Source organism: Streptomyces sp. NBC_00878 (assembly GCF_026341515.1).
Lineage (GTDB): Bacteria > Actinomycetota > Actinomycetes > Streptomycetales > Streptomycetaceae > Streptomyces.
This window is the reverse complement of record NZ_JAPEOK010000001.1, coordinates 4,887,405-4,905,777: the sequence shown is the minus strand read 5'-3', so window position 1 is coordinate 4,905,777 and position 18,373 is coordinate 4,887,405. Positions and strand designations below refer to the sequence as shown.

The 18,373-nt window shown below is 69.5% G+C and carries 18 protein-coding genes; 8 read left to right on the top strand and 10 right to left on the bottom strand.

The window, feature by feature from the left end; all coding sequences use genetic code 11:
• Window positions 1-9 precede the first annotated feature (9 nt).
• From OHA11_RS20680 to OHA11_RS20665, 4 genes are all read left to right on the top strand, one after another.
• Entirely contained in the window at window positions 10-897 is an 888-nt protein-coding gene (locus OHA11_RS20680) for a hypothetical protein (RefSeq protein ID WP_266498464.1), read from the top strand.
• A gap of 62 nt (window positions 898-959) precedes the next feature.
• Window positions 960-1,331, top strand: a complete 372-nt coding sequence (locus OHA11_RS20675; RefSeq protein WP_266498462.1) for a DUF6193 family natural product biosynthesis protein — start codon at window positions 960-962, stop codon at window positions 1,329-1,331.
• Between the two features lie 242 nt (window positions 1,332-1,573).
• Window positions 1,574-2,188: a TetR/AcrR family transcriptional regulator gene (locus OHA11_RS20670; protein WP_266507328.1), complete on the top strand. Its 615-nt coding sequence runs from the start codon at window positions 1,574-1,576 to the stop codon at window positions 2,186-2,188.
• A 186-nt stretch (window positions 2,189-2,374) separates the two neighbouring features.
• Entirely contained in the window at window positions 2,375-4,570 is a 2,196-nt protein-coding gene (locus tag OHA11_RS20665; RefSeq protein ID WP_266498460.1) for an AAA family ATPase, read from the top strand.
• 57 nt (window positions 4,571-4,627) lie between these two features.
• Here the strand turns inward: OHA11_RS20665 and OHA11_RS20660 are convergent, their stop codons facing one another.
• On the bottom strand, window positions 4,628-5,635 hold the full coding sequence (locus OHA11_RS20660) for a helix-turn-helix transcriptional regulator (RefSeq protein ID WP_266498458.1): 1,008 nt from the start codon (window positions 5,633-5,635) through the stop codon (window positions 4,628-4,630).
• Between the two features lie 18 nt (window positions 5,636-5,653).
• Here OHA11_RS20660 and OHA11_RS20655 point away from each other — a divergent pair, with 18 nt between their 5' ends.
• Window positions 5,654-5,809, top strand: coding sequence for a hypothetical protein (locus OHA11_RS20655; RefSeq protein WP_266498456.1), 156 nt, complete (start codon window positions 5,654-5,656; stop codon window positions 5,807-5,809).
• Window positions 5,810-5,843: 34 nt separating this feature from the next.
• Entirely contained in the window at window positions 5,844-7,067 is a 1,224-nt protein-coding gene (locus tag OHA11_RS20650) for an MFS transporter (RefSeq protein ID WP_266498454.1), read from the top strand.
• 139 nt (window positions 7,068-7,206) lie between these two features.
• On the opposite strand, the gene OHA11_RS20645 is transcribed toward OHA11_RS20650, so the two are convergent.
• Window positions 7,207-8,061, bottom strand: coding sequence for a nitroreductase/quinone reductase family protein (locus OHA11_RS20645; protein ID WP_266498453.1), 855 nt, complete (start codon window positions 8,059-8,061; stop codon window positions 7,207-7,209).
• Between the two features lie 647 nt (window positions 8,062-8,708).
• On the opposite strand from OHA11_RS20645, the gene OHA11_RS20640 reads away from it, so the two are divergent.
• Entirely contained in the window at window positions 8,709-9,134 is a 426-nt protein-coding gene (locus OHA11_RS20640) for a hypothetical protein (protein WP_266498451.1), read from the top strand.
• A 107-nt stretch (window positions 9,135-9,241) separates the two neighbouring features.
• Here OHA11_RS20640 and OHA11_RS20635 read toward each other — a convergent pair whose 3' ends face one another.
• The 5 genes from OHA11_RS20635 to OHA11_RS20615 all read right to left on the bottom strand — a co-directional run bounded on the left by OHA11_RS20635 (window position 9,242) and on the right by OHA11_RS20615 (window position 14,636).
• Entirely contained in the window at window positions 9,242-9,658 is a 417-nt protein-coding gene (locus tag OHA11_RS20635; RefSeq protein ID WP_266498450.1) for a VOC family protein, read from the bottom strand.
• A gap of 41 nt (window positions 9,659-9,699) precedes the next feature.
• Entirely contained in the window at window positions 9,700-10,650 is a 951-nt protein-coding gene (locus tag OHA11_RS20630; RefSeq protein WP_266498449.1) for a GNAT family N-acetyltransferase, read from the bottom strand.
• A gap of 154 nt (window positions 10,651-10,804) precedes the next feature.
• Window positions 10,805-11,569 (bottom strand): VOC family protein, encoded by a 765-nt coding sequence (locus tag OHA11_RS20625; protein WP_266498447.1) that lies wholly within the window; start codon window positions 11,567-11,569, stop codon window positions 10,805-10,807.
• Window positions 11,570-11,892: 323 nt separating this feature from the next.
• Window positions 11,893-13,191, bottom strand: coding sequence for an FAD-dependent monooxygenase (locus OHA11_RS20620; RefSeq protein ID WP_266507326.1), 1,299 nt, complete (start codon window positions 13,189-13,191; stop codon window positions 11,893-11,895).
• A 44-nt stretch (window positions 13,192-13,235) separates the two neighbouring features.
• Window positions 13,236-14,636, bottom strand: a complete 1,401-nt coding sequence (locus tag OHA11_RS20615; protein WP_266498446.1) for an MFS transporter — start codon at window positions 14,634-14,636, stop codon at window positions 13,236-13,238.
• 230 nt (window positions 14,637-14,866) lie between these two features.
• Here OHA11_RS20615 and OHA11_RS20610 point away from each other — a divergent pair, with 230 nt between their 5' ends.
• Complete coding sequence (locus OHA11_RS20610) at window positions 14,867-15,514, top strand: TetR/AcrR family transcriptional regulator (protein ID WP_266498444.1); 648 nt, start codon at window positions 14,867-14,869, stop codon at window positions 15,512-15,514.
• Between the two features lie 462 nt (window positions 15,515-15,976).
• Here OHA11_RS20610 and OHA11_RS20605 read toward each other — a convergent pair whose 3' ends face one another.
• The 3 genes from OHA11_RS20605 to OHA11_RS20595 form a co-directional block, all read right to left on the bottom strand.
• A complete protein-coding gene (locus OHA11_RS20605; protein ID WP_266498443.1) occupies window positions 15,977-16,327 on the bottom strand; it encodes a hypothetical protein in 351 nt (116 codons plus the stop codon).
• Window positions 16,328-16,642: 315 nt separating this feature from the next.
• Window positions 16,643-17,341 carry a Clp protease N-terminal domain-containing protein gene (locus OHA11_RS20600; RefSeq protein WP_266498441.1) on the bottom strand — a complete coding sequence of 233 codons (699 nt, stop codon included), beginning with the start codon at window positions 17,339-17,341 and terminating at the stop codon, window positions 16,643-16,645.
• Window positions 17,342-17,372: 31 nt separating this feature from the next.
• A complete protein-coding gene (locus tag OHA11_RS20595; protein WP_266498439.1) occupies window positions 17,373-18,233 on the bottom strand; it encodes a TnsA-like heteromeric transposase endonuclease subunit in 861 nt (286 codons plus the stop codon).
• Window positions 18,234-18,373 lie beyond the last annotated feature (140 nt).

Genomic DNA, 18,373 nt, shown 5'->3' with positions numbered 1-18,373 from the left:
GGGCTGCGCATGTCCGGTGGGGGAAGCAGGCCGGCCGACGGTGGCATGGGCGAACGGCTCAGGCGGTTCCAGGCCCGCTATGAGCCGGCGGTCACGCGAATCCTGCTGATGGCGATCTTCGTCATCGGAGTGACGGCCCAGTTCGTGAAGCCGGTCGGGGACGCCTTACAGGACAAGGTATTCCTGGGCGGCGCGCTGCTCAGTCTGGTCGGCTACGTGCTGTACGACACGCTGAAGGACCTCGCTGCCTCGCTTCGCCTGCCGACGCGCGGGCAGGTCCAGTCGAGGGAGCTGGGCAGCTTCGTTAGTGAGGCGTTCGACGCTCGGATGGTGGAGATCAGTTTCCTCGGCTACACGGGCGAGACGCTCTACAACGAGCTCTACCACCGCCTGGAGGGACTGCTCGACGATCCAGGACCGACCAGGCACGTCTCCGTCAGAGTGCTGATTCCGGACTTCGGGCAGCCGATGACCGTTCCGTCGAGGGTGGGTCCGGGAGGGGCGCCCCTGGACGATCCCGACTTCCGGAAGCGACTGGAGCGCAAGTGCCAGGAGTACGACCAGACGCTCTCGGGCCTCGCGGAACGGCTCACCGGGCTGGGGCGGGTCACGGCAGAGTGCGAGTACCGCCTCTACCCCGGCATACCGAGGGACAAGATCTGCATCTTCAACCGGGATCAGGTGCTGCACGGTCTCTACGACGTGATGGCACGGACTGTGCTGCGCAGTTCGGATCCGGAGTTCTACGACCCCAAGGGTTACCGCACCGATCTCAACGTCTGGTCCCCGAAGGGCAGCGACGACTCCAAGGCCGTTGTCGCCACATGGAACAAGCATCTGGACGACCTGTGGAGCCTGGCGTCGGTACCGAGTTGGCGTGGCGGAACGCCGCCCTGAGAACACCTCACCGACGACTGGCCGCAGCCGTCCCGCCGCGGCCGTGTGGAAGGATCCCGACCATGGCAGTTCAGGACGCCGCAGCCAGAACAGAGGCTGAATGGAAGACGCTGTTCGGTGCGCAGTACGTGGACAGCGAGTTGGTGCGAGCCGCCTATGCCGAGCCTCGGCTTCGGCAGCTCTTCCCCTGGAGCGGTCATGGGGAACTGCACTTCAGCCGCTGCATCGAAAATCCCTGGACGTGGGATGTCCCCTACATACGCCCACAGCCGGGCGGTCGGTTCCGTGTGGAAGGGCCGTCCAGGACCGAGTTCGTGGGAGAGGTCCACAGCGTCGAGGCGGCCGTGGCGATGGTCGTCGAGCGCTTGCCGCCGGGCTGCGGCCCTGCCGTCGTCGACCGGGACGCCCTCGCCACCGAGGAGAGCGACGGCTGACAGTCTTCGGCCTCAACTTTGGTCGTGGTCAAGGGGAGGGCGGGAGTCCGGAAGGTGCGTACCCTCGGGGCATGGGCGAGACGGGTGCTGTGGGCGGCGTGAGCGGGGTGAGCGCCGTGGGGCCAATGGGGCCAATGGGGCCGGTGGGCGCAGTGAGTACGGCGGACTCGGCAGGTGCGGCAGGTGCGGCAGGTGCGGCAGGTGCGGTGGGTACTGCGGATGCGGTGGGTACTGCGGATGTGGTGAGTGCCATGGGGCTGCGTGAGCGCAAGAAGCTGCGGATGTACCAGGACGTGTCGGATGTCGCCATCTCGCTCTTCCTGGAGAAGGGGTTCGAGCGGGTTTCCGTCGCGGAGGTGGCCGCCGCCGCCCAGATCTCGAAGCCGACCCTCTTCCGCTACTTCCCGTCGAAGGAGGACCTGGTTCTGCACCGGTTCGCCGATCACGAGACCGAGGCCGCGCGGGTGGTCGCCGCGCGGGCGCCGGGGGAGTCCGCCATCGATGTGCTGCGGCGGCACTTCCTGGCGGGGATCGAGCGGAGCGACCCCATTACCGGGGTCAATGAACACCCGCACATCCTCGCCTTTCACCGGCTGCTCTACGGGACCCCTTCGCTGGTCGCGCGGCTGTACGAGTACCTGCAGCGGTCCGAGGCCGCCCTCGCCGAGGCGCTCGGCGGCGGCCTTGAGGACAGGCTCGCCGCCGGCCAGATCATCGCCGTGCAGCGGATCCTCGCGCAGGAGAACTGGCGGCGGATCGCGAGGGGCGAGTCGGTCGTGGTGGTGCGGCGGGATGCCGTCGTCGCCGCGGAGGGCGCGTTCGCGCGACTTGAGGCGGGATTGCCGCGATGCGTGTGACGCCTGGCGCCGAGATGCGTGTGACGCCTGGCGTCCTGAAACGCCAGACGCCTCGATGCGCGTGACGCCCGGCGTCCCGAAACGCAGACGCCTTGATGCGTGTGACGCCCCGGCGCTGGATACGCCCCACCCCATAGCCAAGTAAAAAAGTTAACCGAGTCACGCTATTCGGCTATCCTCGCTCGAATGACGTCACCCGACCCCGCTCTCACCACCTCCCTCACCCAGGAACGCGTCTACCACGACACCTGCCGGACCGCCCTCGCCGCGATGGTCGACGGAGCGCAGGAACACGTCGTCACCGGAGAGGACGTATCCGCGTCCGGCGCCGACGCCGAAGTACTCGGGTACCGGCTTCGCAGTCGGGCGAAGGAGATGCGGGAACTGCCCGAAGGGCCTTTGTTCTTCGGGCGGTTGGACTTCGCGGCGGACCGCGGAACGGCCGGTGATCGCGCCGCTGATCCCGCTGGTGAGCATGCGGGTGGGCATGCGGGTGATCACGCCGGGCAGAGCTATCACATCGGGCGGCGCAGGATCACCGAGCACCCCTCCGCGCCGCCCCTCGTCGTCGACTGGCGCGCTCCCGTCTCGCGCGCCTTCTACCAGGCGAGCGCCCGTCATCCACAGGGTGTGCATGTGCGGCGCCGGTTCGGCTGGGCGCCGGGAAGCCGCGGCGACTCGGCCGACCTCACGGGCCTGGAGGACGAGCGGCTCGCCTACGAGCACCGGGAGGACGAGCGGCTCGCACAGGAGCGCCAAGTTGAAGGGCGCCTCCCCGGTTCGCCGGGAGTGAGCAGTCGCATTCTCGCGAGCGAGATCGAGCGGCCCCGCGTCGGCCCGATGCGCGACATCGCCGCGACCATCCAGCCCGAACAGGACGATCTCGTACGGGCGGACTTCACCGTCTCCGTCTGCGTGCAGGGCGCGCCAGGCACCGGGAAGACGGCGGTCGGGCTGCACCGGGCCGCGTACCTGCTCTACACGTTCCCGCAGCGCGTCCAGCGTGGCGGACTGCTGATCCTGGGGCCGAACCGCACCTTCCTCTCCTACATCTCGGAGGTGCTGCCCGCGCTCGGCGAGACCGGTGTACGGCAGTCCACAGTCGGTGAGGAGATCGGGCGGCAGCCGGTCACGGGCGAGGACGCCGAGGCCACCGCGGCCGTCAAGCACGACCCCCGCATGGCGGAGGTCCTGCGGCGTGCCCTCTACTCCCGAGTGCGTGCGGACGGGGCGGACGGGGCGGATGGAGAGGAGGGGGCGGAGGGGGTGTTGGGGGGCAACGGCCTTGCGGTGCCCGACGGTTCGTACCGGTGGCGGGTGCCGGGCGGTGAACTCGTGCGGATCGTGGCGGGCGTGCGGGCCGAGGAACCGCCGTACGCGGTCGGACGTGAGCGCGTACGGACCCGGGTCGTGCGGTACGTGCAGGCGCGGGCCGAGTTGCGTGCCGGACCGCAGACCAACGCCTGGGTGCAGAAGATCTCGCGGGCGCGGCCCATCAGCGCGTACGTCGACGCCGTGTGGCCCAGGGCACGGCCGGAGGAGGTGGTCGCCGAACTGCTCACCGATCCGGACGCGTTGGCCGCGGCGGCGGACGGGGTGCTGGACGCGGACGAACAGAAGGCGCTGCTGTGGGCGCGGCCGCCCCGGTCGTGGAAGTCCGCCAAGTGGTCGGCGGCCGATCTCGTGCTCCTCGACGAGGTCGCCGGACTCGTCGAACACCCGGAAGGATACGGGCACTTGGTCATCGACGAGGCGCAGGACCTGTCGCCGATGGAGTGCCGGGCGATCGGGCGGCGGGCGGCCTTCGGGTCGGTCACCGTGCTCGGCGATCTCGCGCAGGGGACCACGCCGTGGGCCGCGCGGGAGTGGGGCGAACTCCTCGGCCATCTGGGCAAACCGGAGGCGGTGGTCGTGCCGCTGACCACCGGTTTCCGCGTACCGGAGTCGGTGGTCGAACTGGCGAACCGGGTACTGGCACGGCTGGACGTGGGAGTCGCGGCAGCCCAATCCCTGCGGAGGGACGGCGAGTTGAGGGTGCGCCGCACGGACGACGTGCCCCGGGAGACCGTCGAGGCCGTGCGGCGTGCCCTCTCGTACGAGGGGTCGGTGGGCGTCATCGCGGCCGACTCGGATGTCGGATGGGTGCGGGAGACGCTGGGCGGGGCCGGTATCGACGTGGCCGGGGCGGACCAACTGGGCGCGCGCGTCACGGTGTTGGGGGCCGGTGTCGCGAAAGGCCTGGAGTACGACCATGTCGTCGCCGTGGAGCCGGCGGCGATCGCGGAGGGGGAGGCCCGGGGGCTGCATCGGCTGTACGTGGTGCTCACGCGGGCCGTTTCGCGGCTGGACGTGGTGCATGCGCGGCCGTTGCCGTTCGAGTGAGGACCTTCGGGGGGCGCCGGGGGCCGTCCGGGGCCGCCCTGGTCCGTCGGACAGGACCTAGTGGATCCCCGGTTCCGGCTCCCTGTCGCCGGTACCGGCCCCCGACGCCTCCATGAGGACCTGCCCGGCCGGCGTCCGGACGTACAGCACCGACTGACCGGCCCGCCGCCGCTCCACCAGTCCCGCGTCCAGCAGCACCCGCAGATGCCGGCCCACCGAACCCAGCCCCTGCCCGGTCACGGCGACGAGCTGGGTCGTGCTCATGGGAGTTCCGAGCAGCGCCAGCACTCCGGCCCGTGCGGTTCCGACGAGCGCCCCGAGTCCGGCCGGGACGGGGCGCCGGTGGTGGTCCTCGGCGAGCACTCCGAGGCACGGGTAGACGACGGCGTACCGCTCCCGTCCCTCCCACGACACCCAACTGGTCTTCGGTGTGACCGGCATGAACAGCAGCTCAGCCCCGGCGGCGATCTCCCGCGGCGGATACGCGTTCGGGTTGACCTGGAACCCGCTTTCGCCGAGCCACCGCGTCCCGGGCTTCAGCGAGTCCAGCACGGCGGCCCAGCCTCCCTGGCTCACGCGTGCGGTCCGCGCGATCATGTCGGCCTCCAGGACGCGCCGCCGGCGTTCCCAGTACGGCCGCACGGTCTCCTCCCAGACGTAGGTCAGGAGCGCGGTCGCCCGCTCGGGCAGGTCGTCCCGCTCCAGGGCGGCGGGAAGCGGGCTGCCCCGGAGGCACACCCGGAGGTTGGCCCGCGCCTCCTCGGCCCCGGTCGCCCGCACCCGCGCCACGGTCTCCTCGAAGCTCTCCCCGGCGCACGAGGTGGGGCAGAAGAAGTCGGCGATCCAGGACGTGCCGAACGCCACCCGCACGACCAGCGCGGCCACCGGATCGGCCGTGAGACGGGCGCGGTAGCAGGGCAGATGCTCGCGCAGCCAGGCCTCCTCGCCCGGATGGGCACCGGTCCCCGCGTGCAGCAGTCTCAGGCTCGCGAAGGTCTCGGCGAACGGCGAGAGCACGAAGCGGCTGCGGGCGAGGGTGTCGGTGCCGATCTGCCACAAGCCCATGCGCACGACCTTAAGCCCATGTGTGCGACGTTCCTCAAGCCCATGTGTGCGACGTTCCTCAAGCCCATGCGTGCGACGTTCCTCAAGCCCATGCGTACGACGTTCCTCAAGCCCATGCGTACGGCGTTCCTCAAGCCCATGCGTGCGACGTTTCGCGTGTCGGCGAAACAGTAAACAGGGCCCCTGAGTTGCTCCGAGACTTCGGCCCATGCGCAGCTACCGCTCCTTGTTCCGCACCCCGGAGTTCACCCCGTTCCTGCTCTCCTTCGGTGCTTTCGCCGCCGCCCAGACGATCGGTGGCCTGGCCCTCGGCACGCTGGTCTTCCGGGCCACCGGCTCCCCGCTCCTGTCGGCGGTGAGCATGTTCGCCCCGCAGTTGGCGCAGTTGCTGGGCGGCGCGGTCCTGCTCTCGGGCGCCGACCGCCTGCCCCCGCGCGCGATCCTGACCGCCCTCACCCTCGCCTTTGCGGTCGGCACAGCGGTGCTGGCGCTGCCCGGACTGCCGGTCTGGGGGGTCTTCGCCGTCGTACTCCTGCAGGGCCTGGTCGCGTCGCTGGGCGGGGGCGTACGCGGGGGACTGCTGAACGAGATCCTGACCAAGGACGGCTATGTCCTGGGGCGTTCGGTTTACAACATGCTCTGGGGCCTGGTGCAGATGGCCGGGTTCGCGACGGGCGGCGCACTGCTGGTGATCCTGTCCCCGAGGACGTGCCTGCTCCTTGCAGCAGCGCTGTACGTGCTGTCGGCCCTCGTCACCCGCCTCGGCCTCACGGCCCGCCCACCGCGCGCATCCGGCCGCCCGTCCGTCTCGGCGACCTGGCGCACCAACGCCCTCCTGTGGTCCTCACGCCCCCGTCGCCTCGTCTACCTGGGCCTGTGGGTCCCCAACGGCCTGATAGTCGGCGGCGATTCGCTCTATGTCTCCTACGCTCCCGAAGCGGCCGGCATGCTCTACGCGTTCGGGGCGCTGGGCATGTTCGCGGGCGACATGGCGGTGGGGCGCCTGGTACCGCCCGCGTTGCGCTCCCGTCTCGCGACCCCGCTGCGTCTGCTGCTTGCGGTTCCCTACCTGTTCTTCGTCCTGCGGCCCGGAGTGACGCTGTCGGCCGTGGCCGTCACCGTCGCCTCCGTCGGCTTCGCCGCGAGCCTGGTCCTGCAGGAACGCCTGATGTCCCTCACCCCCGACGACCTCGCGGGCCAGGCTCTCGGCCTGCACGCCACCGGCATGGCCGCCATGCAGGGCGTCGGTGCCGTCATCGCGGGCGCACTCGCCCAACTGACCTCCCCGGCAACGGCGATGACACTGATGGCGGTCGCATCGGTCACCGTGACCCTGACCCTCGCGGCGCTGGGCAGGCACGACAAACGACAGCCGGCCGTCCCCGGTACGCGCCCGGGCGTCCTGCCGGAACCCGCCGCCACGGACTGGTAGTGCTTCGTTAGGTTCTGGTTCTGGTTCTGGTGAGGGGGCGGCCGGCGGATCGGGCCGCCCTCCTCTTTGATGTCGTTCGGTGTGCCGGTGAGCGGCTGGACGTCCGCGGGGTCGCCCAGCCGTTGCCGCGCAGACCGAACTAGTGGGTCAGCCCGGCCAGCGCGTCGAGTGCGGGGATCAACTGCTCCTCCTCGTACGTCAGATGGGCCTCCAGCTCGGCGGTGAGGCGCTCGACCTCCCGGCGTGCGTGCTGGGGATCCGCGGAGCCGTCGCCGACGATCCGCTTCAACTCCGCGGTCAGGGCGGCGATGCGCCCGTGTTCCTCGCGCAGGCGGTCCAGGGCGGGGGCGAGTTGGGGGTGGCTGTCGGCGAGGAACTTGAAGATGCCGTGTTCCTCGCCGGTGTGGTGGTTGTGCAGGCCCGCGCAGAGGGTCAGGCAGTTGACGCGGAGCTGAGCACCGAGGGTGGCGCCGGCGGTGGTGAACTCCTTGCGGATCAGGGCGAGTTCACGGCGGAACGCGTCATGGATGGCCTTGAGCGCCTCGCCCATCGAGGAGGCGTTGACGTTCGGCGGGCCGTCGACGGCGATCTCGTGGAGGGCGACCACCGGTATCACCCGAGTGGTCTTCGCCTGGTACTCCGCCCAGCCGGCGTCGGCCTCGACCGCGCGGGCGAAGGCCTTGTCCCGGGCGGCGCCCGAGAGCACCTCCGCCTTCGCCTCGTACGTGAACACCCCGGTCTCCACGGTGACTTGAGGGTGCGCGACCAGGTTGTGGAACCAGGCCGGGTGCGTCGGCGCGCCGCCGGCCGAGGCGATGACCAGCACGCTCTCGCCGCCGTCGGGGTAGTAGCCGACCGGGGTGGTGTGCGGCTTCCCCGAGCGTGCTCCCGTCGTGGTCAGCAGGATCAGCCGGGCTCCTTCGAAATAGCCGCCGACCTGACCCGCATTGGCGCGGAACTCCTCGATGACCGGCACATTGAAGTCGTTGGGCATTCTCTTCTTTCTTCTCGTTGACTGGGTTAGTTCTGGATTGAGGCATGGCGAATCGCCACGGGGCGAATTCAGGTACGCCCGTGGTAACGGCATGGTGGTGAAGAGACGAAGGCGCACGAATTCCCGGCGGGGCACCGGCAGGGCATGTGTCGACGGGCGACACCGGCAGACCGGTAGACCGGCGGGGAGACGTGCAGGTACGCGCAATGGCATGCACAACGGCGTGCACAACGGCATGCGGGGCGATGCTGCGCCGCGACGTGCTGCGGCATGGCTCGGCGCGGCATGGCATGGCATGGCAGTGCACGGCAACGCACGGCATGGCGGGGCACTCGTGCAAGAACCCCGTACAAGAACCCCGTACAAGAACTCCGTACAAGAACTCCGTACGAGCGCTCAGTGCGCGAAATCAGAAAGGGCGGCCCTCTGGCCCGCCCGGGCCTCACTCGGAGGCCGGGAACCCTACTCGCTGATGGCCCATGGCCGACCCGGCAGTCACGGGGAAAAGGGTAAGGGAAAGGGAGCGGTCAGGCAATGCGCTGTTTCCAGACCTTGTTCGGGCCTCACCGTTCCGGGGCGAGGACGGGCGGGGCGCGTGGACCGGATGCGGTGGACCGGCGGGGCCCGTCCGTGGTCGACTCCCTGCCATGAGTCTGTCGGTCGATGTGTACGTGCCCAGAGCGGAGGGCGGCATCGAAGTGCTGGACGTTCCGCCCGGGTGCTCCGACGTGGCCGGCTGGGAGCGGTGGCGTACGGAGGTGTGGGGGTCGGAGGCCGTTCGTGCGCTGGGCGCTCGGTTCTTTCCGCGGCTGGCCGTCGAGGACCTGGCCGTGGCGCCGGACGAGGTGTCCGACTTCCTCGCCGAGTGCGACCTGATCCGCACCCATCTCGCGCGGATCGCCGATCACATGACGGCGGAGGCGGGATCGGCGGAGGCGGGATCCGCGGAGGCGAGAACGGCGTCACGAAAGTCCCACGCCGAGCACGCTGACGACGTGAGCCGCCGCCTGGACAACATCGTGAACGCGGCTCGCCGGGCGTTGGGAGTCGGCGGCGGGGTCATCATCTGGTAGCCGTATTGGTCACGGTGGCCACAGCGGCCGGGCACAGCAGGCAGCGCGGCGACCGCTTCCCTCACGGTCACCGAGCACTCCTGCCCGCCGGCTCTTTTGGTGCTCCGCTATTTGCCGCGCGGCTGGATGAACCGCAGCAGGTTCCCGGCCGGGTCGCGGAAGGCGCAGTCGCGTACGCCGTACGGCTGGTCCATCGGTTCCTGCAGCACATCGCCGCCCGCGGCGCGGATCCGTTCGAACGTGGCGTCGCAGTCGCCGGTCCGGAAGATGACGCCGCGCAGCAGGCCCTTGGCCATCAGCTCGGCGACCGCCTGGCGATCGGTGTCCGTGGCGTTCGGGTCCGCGAGCGGCGGTTCCAGGACGATTTCGACGTCCGGCTGCGACGGCGAGCCGACGGTCACCCAGCGCATCCCCTCGAATCCGACGTCGTTGCGCACTTCGAGACCGAGCACATCGCGGTAGAAGGCGAGCGCCTTGTCGTGGTCGTCGACGGCGATGAAGCACTGTGCAAGCTTGATATCCATACTCATCACGCTACGGACCGGCGGCGGCGTTGGCTTCTTTGTTACTGACCGGTCCCGACCGGTGTCTCTGGCAGGCGGTCGGCCAGGACCCGCTGTTCCTGACCGACTTCCGGTGCGGCACTTGAGAAGTCGGCCGAGAAGTCGTACGTCGCCCAGTTGGTGAGCGGGCGGTAGCCCAGGCGCTGGTACAGGGCGTTGCTGGTGGGGTTCGCCAAGTCCGCGAACAGGACGACGTCCCTCGCGCCGGCAGCCAGTGCAGCCCGGCTCACCTCCGCCGCAACGGCGCCCGCGTAGCCGCGACCGCGTAGGCCGGCCGGGGTGTAGACGATGTCCACCTGGACCTGGCCGCCGATCATCGGGTTCATGCCGGCGATGGAGACGGGAGTGCCGTCCGGGGTCTCCCAGAGCGTGTAGCGCTTGTCGGCGAAGCGCGTGTCGGCCCAGGAGTCGGCGTCGATGGAGACGTCCTCCCCAACGGCCTTGGCGAACTCGCCGCACCAGAACATGACCTGCTCAAGGTCCTGCTCGCCCAGGACGCGGCCCCGGCCTGCCGGGTGCGGATCCGGTGGGGTGAGCGTGCCGAGGCGGTACAGACAGAGCCGTGTGTCGCGGATTTCCGGCGTCGCCCCGGTGTGCCGCTGCCAGGCCTCGGCGAAAGCGGTGGCGCTGCTGTGGTCCGCGCTGACGGCGGGGAGGGAGTGCCCGAGGGCGGCCAGGTGGGCGGCAAGGATGTCGGCCTGCTCTGGTGTGAGCGGGGTGGGGCACAGGGCGCGAGGCGGGAGGCGGTAGAAGGTGGCATGGACCTCACCCGCTTGCTCCAGTACGCCGAAGACGGGGGCTTCGGCGCCGAACGCGTCCGCTCCGCGTGCTTTCAGCCTCGCGGCCCACGTCAGCGGCATGACGTGCAAGCCGGGCCGGGAGCGCAGGAAGTCTCCGGCTCGGGCGAGAAAGTCGTCGACGTCTTGGGTGAGGTGCCAGTCATCAGGGCGCATGCTTCATGATTCCCCAGGCTGTGGGTACGCCCCGCGGTTTTCCGCCAGGGCGGGGCAGCAGGGTTTCGACCGAGAGCGACGCAGTCGCAGCCGCAGTCGCAGCCGATGCGGCTGTCGCTGTCGCTGTCGCTGTCGCTGTCGTAGAGGCTCCGCCTCAGGGCAGGGCGAGGACGCAGAAGTCGTGGCCCTCCGGATCGGTCAGGCACGTCCACGGGACGTCGCCCTGGCCGAGGTCGAGGTCGGTGGCGCCGAGGGCCCGCAGCCGGGCCACCTCCGCTTCCTTGTCGTCACCGGGGTACGGCAGCAGGTCGAGATGGACGCGGTCCGGCACGGTCTTCGCACCGGGCTTGCGGAGGAACTCGAGATACGGGCCGACCCCCTTGGCGGAGCGCAGCGTCGCATGATCGTCGGCCACCTCGTGCAGGGTCCAGTCCATCGCCTCGCCCCAGAACCGGGCCATGGCCCGCGGATCCACGCAGTCGACCACCACCGCGGCGATCGGCCCGGTGTCCCGGTAGACATCCCGAGGCTCCAGCACGCAGAACTCGTTGCCCTCCGGGTCGGCGAGGACCGTCCACGGCACCTCTCCCTGGCCCACGTCGGCGGGCGTCGCACCGAGCGCCCGGAGCCGCGCGACCAACTCCGTCTGATGCGCCGCTGAGGTGGTGGCGAGATCGAGGTGCGTACGGTTCTTCGTCGCCGTCTTGGGCTCCGGGACGGGAACGACGTCGATGCAGACGGCGACCGGGTCCGGCCAGACGGGGCTGTCGGCTGGGCCGTCGACTGGACCGCCGGCGGGTCCGACGTAAGTGGTCACGCCGGGGCTGTAAGCCCTCCAGCCGAGCGCCTCCGCCCAGAACCGGCCGACCGCCAAGCCGTCAACAGCCTTGATGTTCACCTGAACAGGTCGCAGTGCCATGCCAACGATCCTATGCACCCGCCCCGCCGAGAGCGGCGCCCAAGCGGCGGGCAGCTCCCAACAGCGCGGCCCGCGGCGAGGCAGCCCCCGTCAACCAGCCGCATCACCGTGCCGGAACTGCGCACAATGATCAGAACGGCCGTTCGCGAGGCGCCGGGGACCAGGCGCGGTCACGGGCCACGGACCGCAGATCGACCACGCGGAGATCGACCGCAGGATGCTGAGCTTCATGGCGTCCGTCGACTGACAACTGCCCACGCCGACGGGGCCAGGGAGCGAGGATTGAGGAGAGCCCGTCATCGGCGTACGTGCCCGGGGTCACGTCATGGGCATGAAGCCATGGGCATGAATTCGGGCAGCGTGAGGGCCGAATGGGCCGGTCGGCCTTCCGCTCGGCCCTCCGTGCGTCCCTCCGTGCGTCCCTCCGCTCGTCCTTCCCCGGAGGGCATGGCGCTGAGCTTGCGCAGCATGTCGTTGCGCTGTTCCAGGGCCCGAGCCGTGGTCGGGAAGAGTGTGGCATCGCCTTCGCCGACCAGATCCTGGTTCACGGTCACGAACTCACGGGTGCGGTGTTCGTAGGCGGCGAAGCCCGCGGTGTGGTCCCGGTGGTCGGCCAGGGAACCGGCGAGCATGTACGCGCCGACGAGCGCGAGGCTGGAGCCCTGTCCGGTGAGGAACGAGGGCGCGTACGCGGCGTCGCCCACCAGCGCGGCCCTGCCGCTGGACCAGCGGGGCATACGGATCTGGCTGACCGCGTCGAAGAACAGGTCATCCGCGTCGCGCATGGCGGCCAGCATGCCCGGGACCTCCCACCCGGCGTCGGCGAAGACCGCGGCGACCAGGTCCCGTTGGGCTTCCGGATTCCGGAACGCGTCGTACGGCGGTTCAGGGTGGGCGAAGTTGAGGAAGGCGTGCACGTCGTCGTTGTCGCCCACGGCGTAGAGTGCCGCGGCCCTGCCCGGGCTGTTCCACATCACGGTCTCGTGGGAGAGCCCGAAGGTGTTGCGCATGGTGAACCCGGCGAAGCAGTAGCCGAGATACCGGTGGAACTGCTCTTCGGGGCCGAACAACAACTCGCGGGTACGAGAGTGCAGACCGTCCGCGCCGAACACCATGTCGTACATACGCCTGCCGCCCCCGCGGAAGGAGACGTCGACTCCGTGGCCGGACGGGCTGGACGGGCTGGACGGGCCGCGCTGGTCGGACTGGTCGAGGGTCTCGATGGAGTCGTCGAACAAGAACTCCACGTCGTCACGGACCGCCGCGTAGAGAGCGTCGGTCAGATCCCCGCGCCGCACTTCCAGGTCCCGTCCCGCGACACCGCCGGTGACGGTGTGCGGGTTGACCGAGGCCACCTCGCCGCCGTCCCCTTCGAGGAAGGTCAGCCGCCGCAGGTCGATGTGCGCGTCCCGCAGTCGCGGCAGGATTCCCATCTTCCGGACGACCTCGAGTGCGGTGCCGCGTACGTCGATGGGGTAACCGCCGGAGCGAAGCGCGCCCGCTTTCTCGACCACCGTGACCGCGAATCCGTAACGGTTCAGCCAGAACGCGAGGGCGGGCCCCGCGACACTGGCCCCGGATATCAGGACCGTGCGCCTCGGCGTCGTATGGATGTCCCGCATACGGATATCCCTTGTGCGGATGCCCCTCGACAGCTCACTGCGGGTCATTCCTTGACTCCTTTGCTCATGGTGCGGGCGACAAGCAGGGACAGTGCCGTGACGACGCCGGCTATGACGAAGCCGGTGACGAAGGAGGATTCGGCCGGGACCTTCGACCCGGAAGGGGTTCCGGCGGTGAGGATCGCACCGCTGACCTGCACACCAACGGCGAAGCCGATCACGCGAGTTACGAGGACCAGGCTGGTGGCGATGCCGGTGTCACCGTGATCGACGGAGGTGGCGGTGCTGGTCACCAGCGCCGTAACGCACAGGCCGTTGGCGAGCGCGATCACCGCCTTGCCGATGACGAGGTGCCAGACCTCGGAGTGCACGGCCGCCAGGGCGATCAGGGCGACGGCCATGATGACGATCCCGACGGTGACCACGGCACGCGAGCCGAAGCGCCGGGCCCCGATCCCACCGATCGGCCCGGCCAGCGACGCGGCGACGGCGCCGGGCAGCAGGAAGAAGCCGATCTCGGTGGCGCCGGCCCCGAACCCGTACTCGTCGCCGGACACCGCGAACAACTGCGGGACGAGATGGACCGCCGCCGAGGTACCGACGCAGATCATGAACGTCAGTACGCACGACCTCCACACCGTCGGCCGCGCCAGCATGCGCAGATCGACCATCGGCGAGGCCGCGCGTCGCTCGACTGCCGCCCATCCGGTCCCGAAGGCGGCCAGAATCACGACGAGGGCTCCGAGCACGAGTGGCTGCGAGCCGCCGATGTCGGGCGCCAGCTTGAGTACGAGCATGAGCGTGACGAGCGTCCCGCTGAGGAGGACCAGGCCGGGCCAGTCGACCCCGGCGCCGTCCGACCGGCTCGGCGGATCGTGCGGCATCAGCCTGTTCACCAGCAGGGTGGCCCCGATGACGGCGATCGTCGGCAGCGCGAACATCCAGTGCCGGGACAGCCCTTCCGCGACGGGCCCGGCCGACAGCGTGCCCGCCATCCCGCCCCCGACGAACAGCCCGCTGACCACTCCGATGGCCACCTTCGACTCTTCCGCGGGGAGGTGTTCGCGCACCAGGATGAACGTCAGGGGCAGCGCGCCCACCATCGCCCCTTGCAGCACCTGACCGAGCAGCAGCACGGGCAGGTTCGGCGCGAGGGCGGACACAAAACCACCGGCCGAGACCACGGCCATCAGCCGGATCAGGACCCGTTTTCCGCCGTAGCGGTCGCCGAACTTGCCCGCGAGCGGTGTGACGAGCGCGCCGGTGATGAGGAGCGTGATGCTGAGTAACGCCCCTTCGGCGGGACTCATATCCAGCTCGCGTTGCAGGAGCGGCAGCGTCGGCGTCACCACCGACTCCAGGGCACCGGTCGCGACCGCCAGCATGCCGAAGGCCCAGACAGCGGCCTTACTGATACGGACCGGGGGAGCGAGAGTCGCGGTCATGGACGTCCTTTCCATCATTGCGGTGCTTTGCGGACGGGTCTGGGGTCGTCCGGCGGGTGAATCCGGGGAAGCGGTACCCGAGTTGGCGCATGCACGGCTCCGCCGGGCGGTGCGGGCGTACGAGTCGGTACGCGTCGTGAGGCAGGCGTCGTGAGGCAGGCGTCGTGAGGCAGGCGTCGTGAGGCAGAATTACACTACACCGTGCAGTGTAGAACGGCTAGGATGTGCCCATGTCGACCACGAAGACACCGACCACGAAGACGCTGCGCGAGGGGTCCGCGCGGAAGAGGGCCGCCATCCTCTCGGCGGCCCGAGAGCTGTTCCTTGCCGACGGCTTCGACCGGTCCAGCGTCGACGCGGTCGCCGCCCGGGCCGAGGTGTCCAAGCGGACGGTCTACGACTACTTCGGTGACAAGCAGACGCTGCTTCGAGCCGTTGTCGACTCCGTCGGCCAGTCGCTGATTGCCACGATCAGGCGCACCCTCGACGACACCCTCACCGACCGCACCGAGGCCGCCGACCTGGAGGACGCCCTGGTCGCGTTCTCGATGCGCATCGCGACCGACATGCTCGGCTCGGCGGAGTACGCAACGCTGCAACGACTGGTCCGGGCCGAATCCGGCCACCTGCCGCACCAGGGCTACAACTCCATGGCCGACACCCCCGACGAGGCACTCGCCGAGCGGCTCGCCGCCTTCGCCGAGGCCGGCCTGCTCGACGTCCCCGACCCCCGCCTCGCGGCCGACCAGTTCATCGCCCTGACCTTCGGCGTCGCGCTGGACAGACTCGGCTCCGCGAACGCCACGGAGGACGCCCGCGTCCGGCCACTCGTCGTCGAGGGGGTACGGACCTTTCTCCGGGCGTACCGGACGGTGTAGGGCTGGGGTGGCGCCAGTGCTCGCGGGCAGCCTGATGAACGGCGCCCGAGTTCGGCTTGGGGATCACCTAGATGTGATGAGGGCGGGCCGGAGTACATGCGAGTTGGCGCTGCAGAGGCGAGTCGACTGGTGCGACGGTGTGGCCCCGTCGTCCGGTGCCGGAACCGGACTCCGTTCCGGAACTGAACTCCGTCCGTAGGTAGTCATGGCACCGGTGCAGGGATTCACCTGGTGGCAGAGCCGGGTGCGGGTCCGCGTAGAGGCATTCTCGCGATAGTGCTTGTGAGGCTGACGCGACGACGAGGGCCGGCCCAGCGGAACCGGGGATCGTTGTGGATCGGCTCGCGGTTCGGCTCGCGGTTCGGCTCGTGCTTCGGCTTGCCCGGAGGCGGCGATGGGGACCCGGGGTGCTGTCCCCGTGGCGACGGGGTCAGCCAGACTCGCGTGGGTCTCTGGACTGCGTCACTGCTCGCCGGCCGGTGGCTGTCGGGCCAGGAATTCTTCGAATGCCGCTGCCTGCTTGGGGCCCATGTATCCCTGGCGCGTGTGCATGGCACTGTCCTCAAGCCACGCCGCCTCGTCGGCAGTCAGCTGCACCGCCACCACCACCCCGCTCCGGGCGAAGCTCACGCGACTGCCATCTGAGCGTACGTACCGGATGTAGGGTCCGTACTCCTTCGGGCCGGCCAACGGCTCGACCTGGAGCCGGCCAACGTCCCAGGTCGGCTCGTCCGCGTCCTGCTCTTCCCCTTCCTGCGATATCGGTGAGGGAGCGGAGTACTCGGCACGGGCCCAGTGCTCCAACTCGGCCACCACCCCCTGCCGGGAACAGGACACTCACCGGCACGTCGGCCTCAGTGAGCACGACACGTTCGCCGGTGGACTCGATCAGCGAGACGAGGCGCTCGTAGTCGATCGGGTCGGGGGCGCATCGGCGTTCAACAATGATCTTCACATCACCCATGGAGCCGAAGGCTACCGAGCAGATGCAACTTTTCGAGATGGGTGACATTGGGTCGAAGGACTGATCCGAGCCCAAGTGGCCAGCACGGACTGTGTGAGTCGGCAGCCGGGCAGGTGGGCCTCGCTCACGCAGTCCGGGTTGTTGTCCCTGGGCTGTTGCTGAACTCAGGTTTCGGCAGGCGCGGGGTCGAGCGCTGCCGGGTCGAAGCCGGCGTCGGTCAGGACAGCGGCGGCCACTCCGCGGCCGACCCGGGCAAGACTGATCAGCAGGTCCTCGCAGTCGATGCGGTCGGATCCGTGCTGCTCGGACCGTGCCTCCGCGATGTCGATGGCCTTGCGGGAGTAGGGGGTCCAGGCGATCCGTTCGGCCGCCTGGGAAGCCCCCATGCTCAGCCGGGTTCCGACGGACTGGTGGACCGTCTCCGGTGAGACGCCGGCGGTCTGCAGGAGCCGGGTGGCGCTGTTGTCCTCCGCGGTCAGCCCCCAGAGCAGGTGCTCGGTGCCGATGTAGTTGTTGCGGTGGTGCACCGCCGCCTGCTTGACGTGGACCATCGCCTGGCGGAGGTCATGGGTCATCGTCTCGGGGCTGTAGCGCTTGTGAGGAGCCTGGAAGCGTTGCTGGACCGCCTGACGGGTCACGCCCAGAGCGGTGCCGATGTCTGTCCATGAGTTGCCGTGCATCCGGCAGTGCTCGACGTAGTCCTCGACTAGGTCGTCTGCCAGCACCTGTAGTTGGCCTGCGAGTTGGGCGGCGACCGTGAGCAGAGCGAGCCAGTCGGGCTGTTCTTGTCCGCCGGGGCGGTGCGCGGTGTCGCATCTCCGGTCGACTTCCGCGATGAGATCGTCCAGGTCTGGAAGAGACATGAGGCAAGTACGTCTTGACAGTTCAGGATTGTCAAGGCGTACTTGCCTCTGTTGGGTGTGGGGGTGTGCTCTCGGCAGCGGACAGGAGGGTTTCGATCTGCTTGGCCGTGGCGGCGATGGACTTGCCGAGCCAGGTGCGGCTGGTGCCGCGAAGCCGCGCCTCAGTGGGGAAGCTCCGGTCGAATTCGGCGATGGCGTCGGTGAAGAGGATGAGATCATCGCTGGCGGCCAGCTGTCTCCATGGGGCGGAGGCGAACAGGCTGATCAGTGCGACACGTTCGGGATAGCCGGCGGCGAGTAGCCAGGGTGCTGCCCGGTCCGGGTCCGTTGTCGACATGGTGGGGGCCAGATTCAGGAGTTCGGCTCGGCGGGAAAGCCGGTAGTGGTGCTGGGCCAGGCCGCGCCAGAGACGGGCGGTGGCGTCCTCGCAGATGTCGGTAACGGCGGGCCGCGGCGTCGGCGAAGGCGCCAGTAGCGATTCTGGGCGCGGACGATGTCGGGGCCTGCGGACACGTCGAGCTGGTGTTCCGGCGTGCTGACGTTCTTGCCGATCCAGAGTTTGTGGCGGATGCCGCACCCGCTTCCCGTCCGGCCCGGCCCAGGACAGCTGGAACGGCTGGGAGGACATGCCCGCCACCAGCGGGTCGAAGTCGAGCAGCATCAGGCGATCACGCTCCAGCCACGACTCGTAGCCCACATGCCCGCCACACGTCGCCGACCAGTACCAGCCGCACCAGTTGCCTTGACCTCGAAAAGCCGGAAACCGGCGCTCGGGCCGTACCGACTCGAACCGGACCGGCCACAAATGGCACAGAGGTCCCCGCTCACGCGCCCCGGACGCGCTGACGTACTCCAGCTCGACGTCCTCCGCCGACACCTCGCGCGCATCCATCCGGACCTCCGGTACGACGCCGACCAGCCACGACGGCCGTAGTCAGCACAGAGGCCGCGTAACCGGAGAAGACCGAGACGCCCCACCAAATGCCCGGAGGCGACCGAGACGTCAGCTCACTTGCCCGGAGATCTCCGAGA

Bases quoted from the DNA above. Each gene is read 5' to 3' on its own strand.
- OHA11_RS20680 (WP_266498464.1), top strand. From the start codon at position 10: ATGTCCGGTGGGGGAAGCAGGCCGGCCGACGGTGGCATGGGCGAACGG.
- OHA11_RS20675 (WP_266498462.1), top strand. From the start codon at position 960: ATGGCAGTTCAGGACGCCGCAGCCAGAACAGAGGCTGAATGGAAGACG.
- OHA11_RS20665 (WP_266498460.1), top strand. From the start codon at position 2,375: ATGACGTCACCCGACCCCGCTCTCACCACCTCCCTCACCCAGGAACGC.
- OHA11_RS20660 (WP_266498458.1), bottom strand. From the start codon at position 5,635: ATGGGCTTGTGGCAGATCGGCACCGACACCCTCGCCCGCAGCCGCTTC.
- OHA11_RS20655 (WP_266498456.1), top strand. From the start codon at position 5,654: ATGTGTGCGACGTTCCTCAAGCCCATGTGTGCGACGTTCCTCAAGCCC.
- OHA11_RS20650 (WP_266498454.1), top strand. From the start codon at position 5,844: ATGCGCAGCTACCGCTCCTTGTTCCGCACCCCGGAGTTCACCCCGTTC.
- OHA11_RS20645 (WP_266498453.1), bottom strand. From the start codon at position 8,061: ATGCCCAACGACTTCAATGTGCCGGTCATCGAGGAGTTCCGCGCCAAT.
- OHA11_RS20640 (WP_266498451.1), top strand. From the start codon at position 8,709: ATGAGTCTGTCGGTCGATGTGTACGTGCCCAGAGCGGAGGGCGGCATC.
- OHA11_RS20635 (WP_266498450.1), bottom strand. From the start codon at position 9,658: ATGGATATCAAGCTTGCACAGTGCTTCATCGCCGTCGACGACCACGAC.
- OHA11_RS20630 (WP_266498449.1), bottom strand. From the start codon at position 10,650: ATGCGCCCTGATGACTGGCACCTCACCCAAGACGTCGACGACTTTCTC.
- OHA11_RS20625 (WP_266498447.1), bottom strand. From the start codon at position 11,569: ATGGCACTGCGACCTGTTCAGGTGAACATCAAGGCTGTTGACGGCTTG.
- OHA11_RS20620 (WP_266507326.1), bottom strand. From the start codon at position 13,191: ATGCGGGACATCCATACGACGCCGAGGCGCACGGTCCTGATATCCGGG.
- OHA11_RS20615 (WP_266498446.1), bottom strand. From the start codon at position 14,636: ATGACCGCGACTCTCGCTCCCCCGGTCCGTATCAGTAAGGCCGCTGTC.
- OHA11_RS20610 (WP_266498444.1), top strand. From the start codon at position 14,867: ATGTCGACCACGAAGACACCGACCACGAAGACGCTGCGCGAGGGGTCC.
- OHA11_RS20600 (WP_266498441.1), bottom strand. From the start codon at position 17,341: ATGTCTCTTCCAGACCTGGACGATCTCATCGCGGAAGTCGACCGGAGA.
- OHA11_RS20595 (WP_266498439.1), bottom strand. From the start codon at position 18,233: ATGGATGCGCGCGAGGTGTCGGCGGAGGACGTCGAGCTGGAGTACGTC.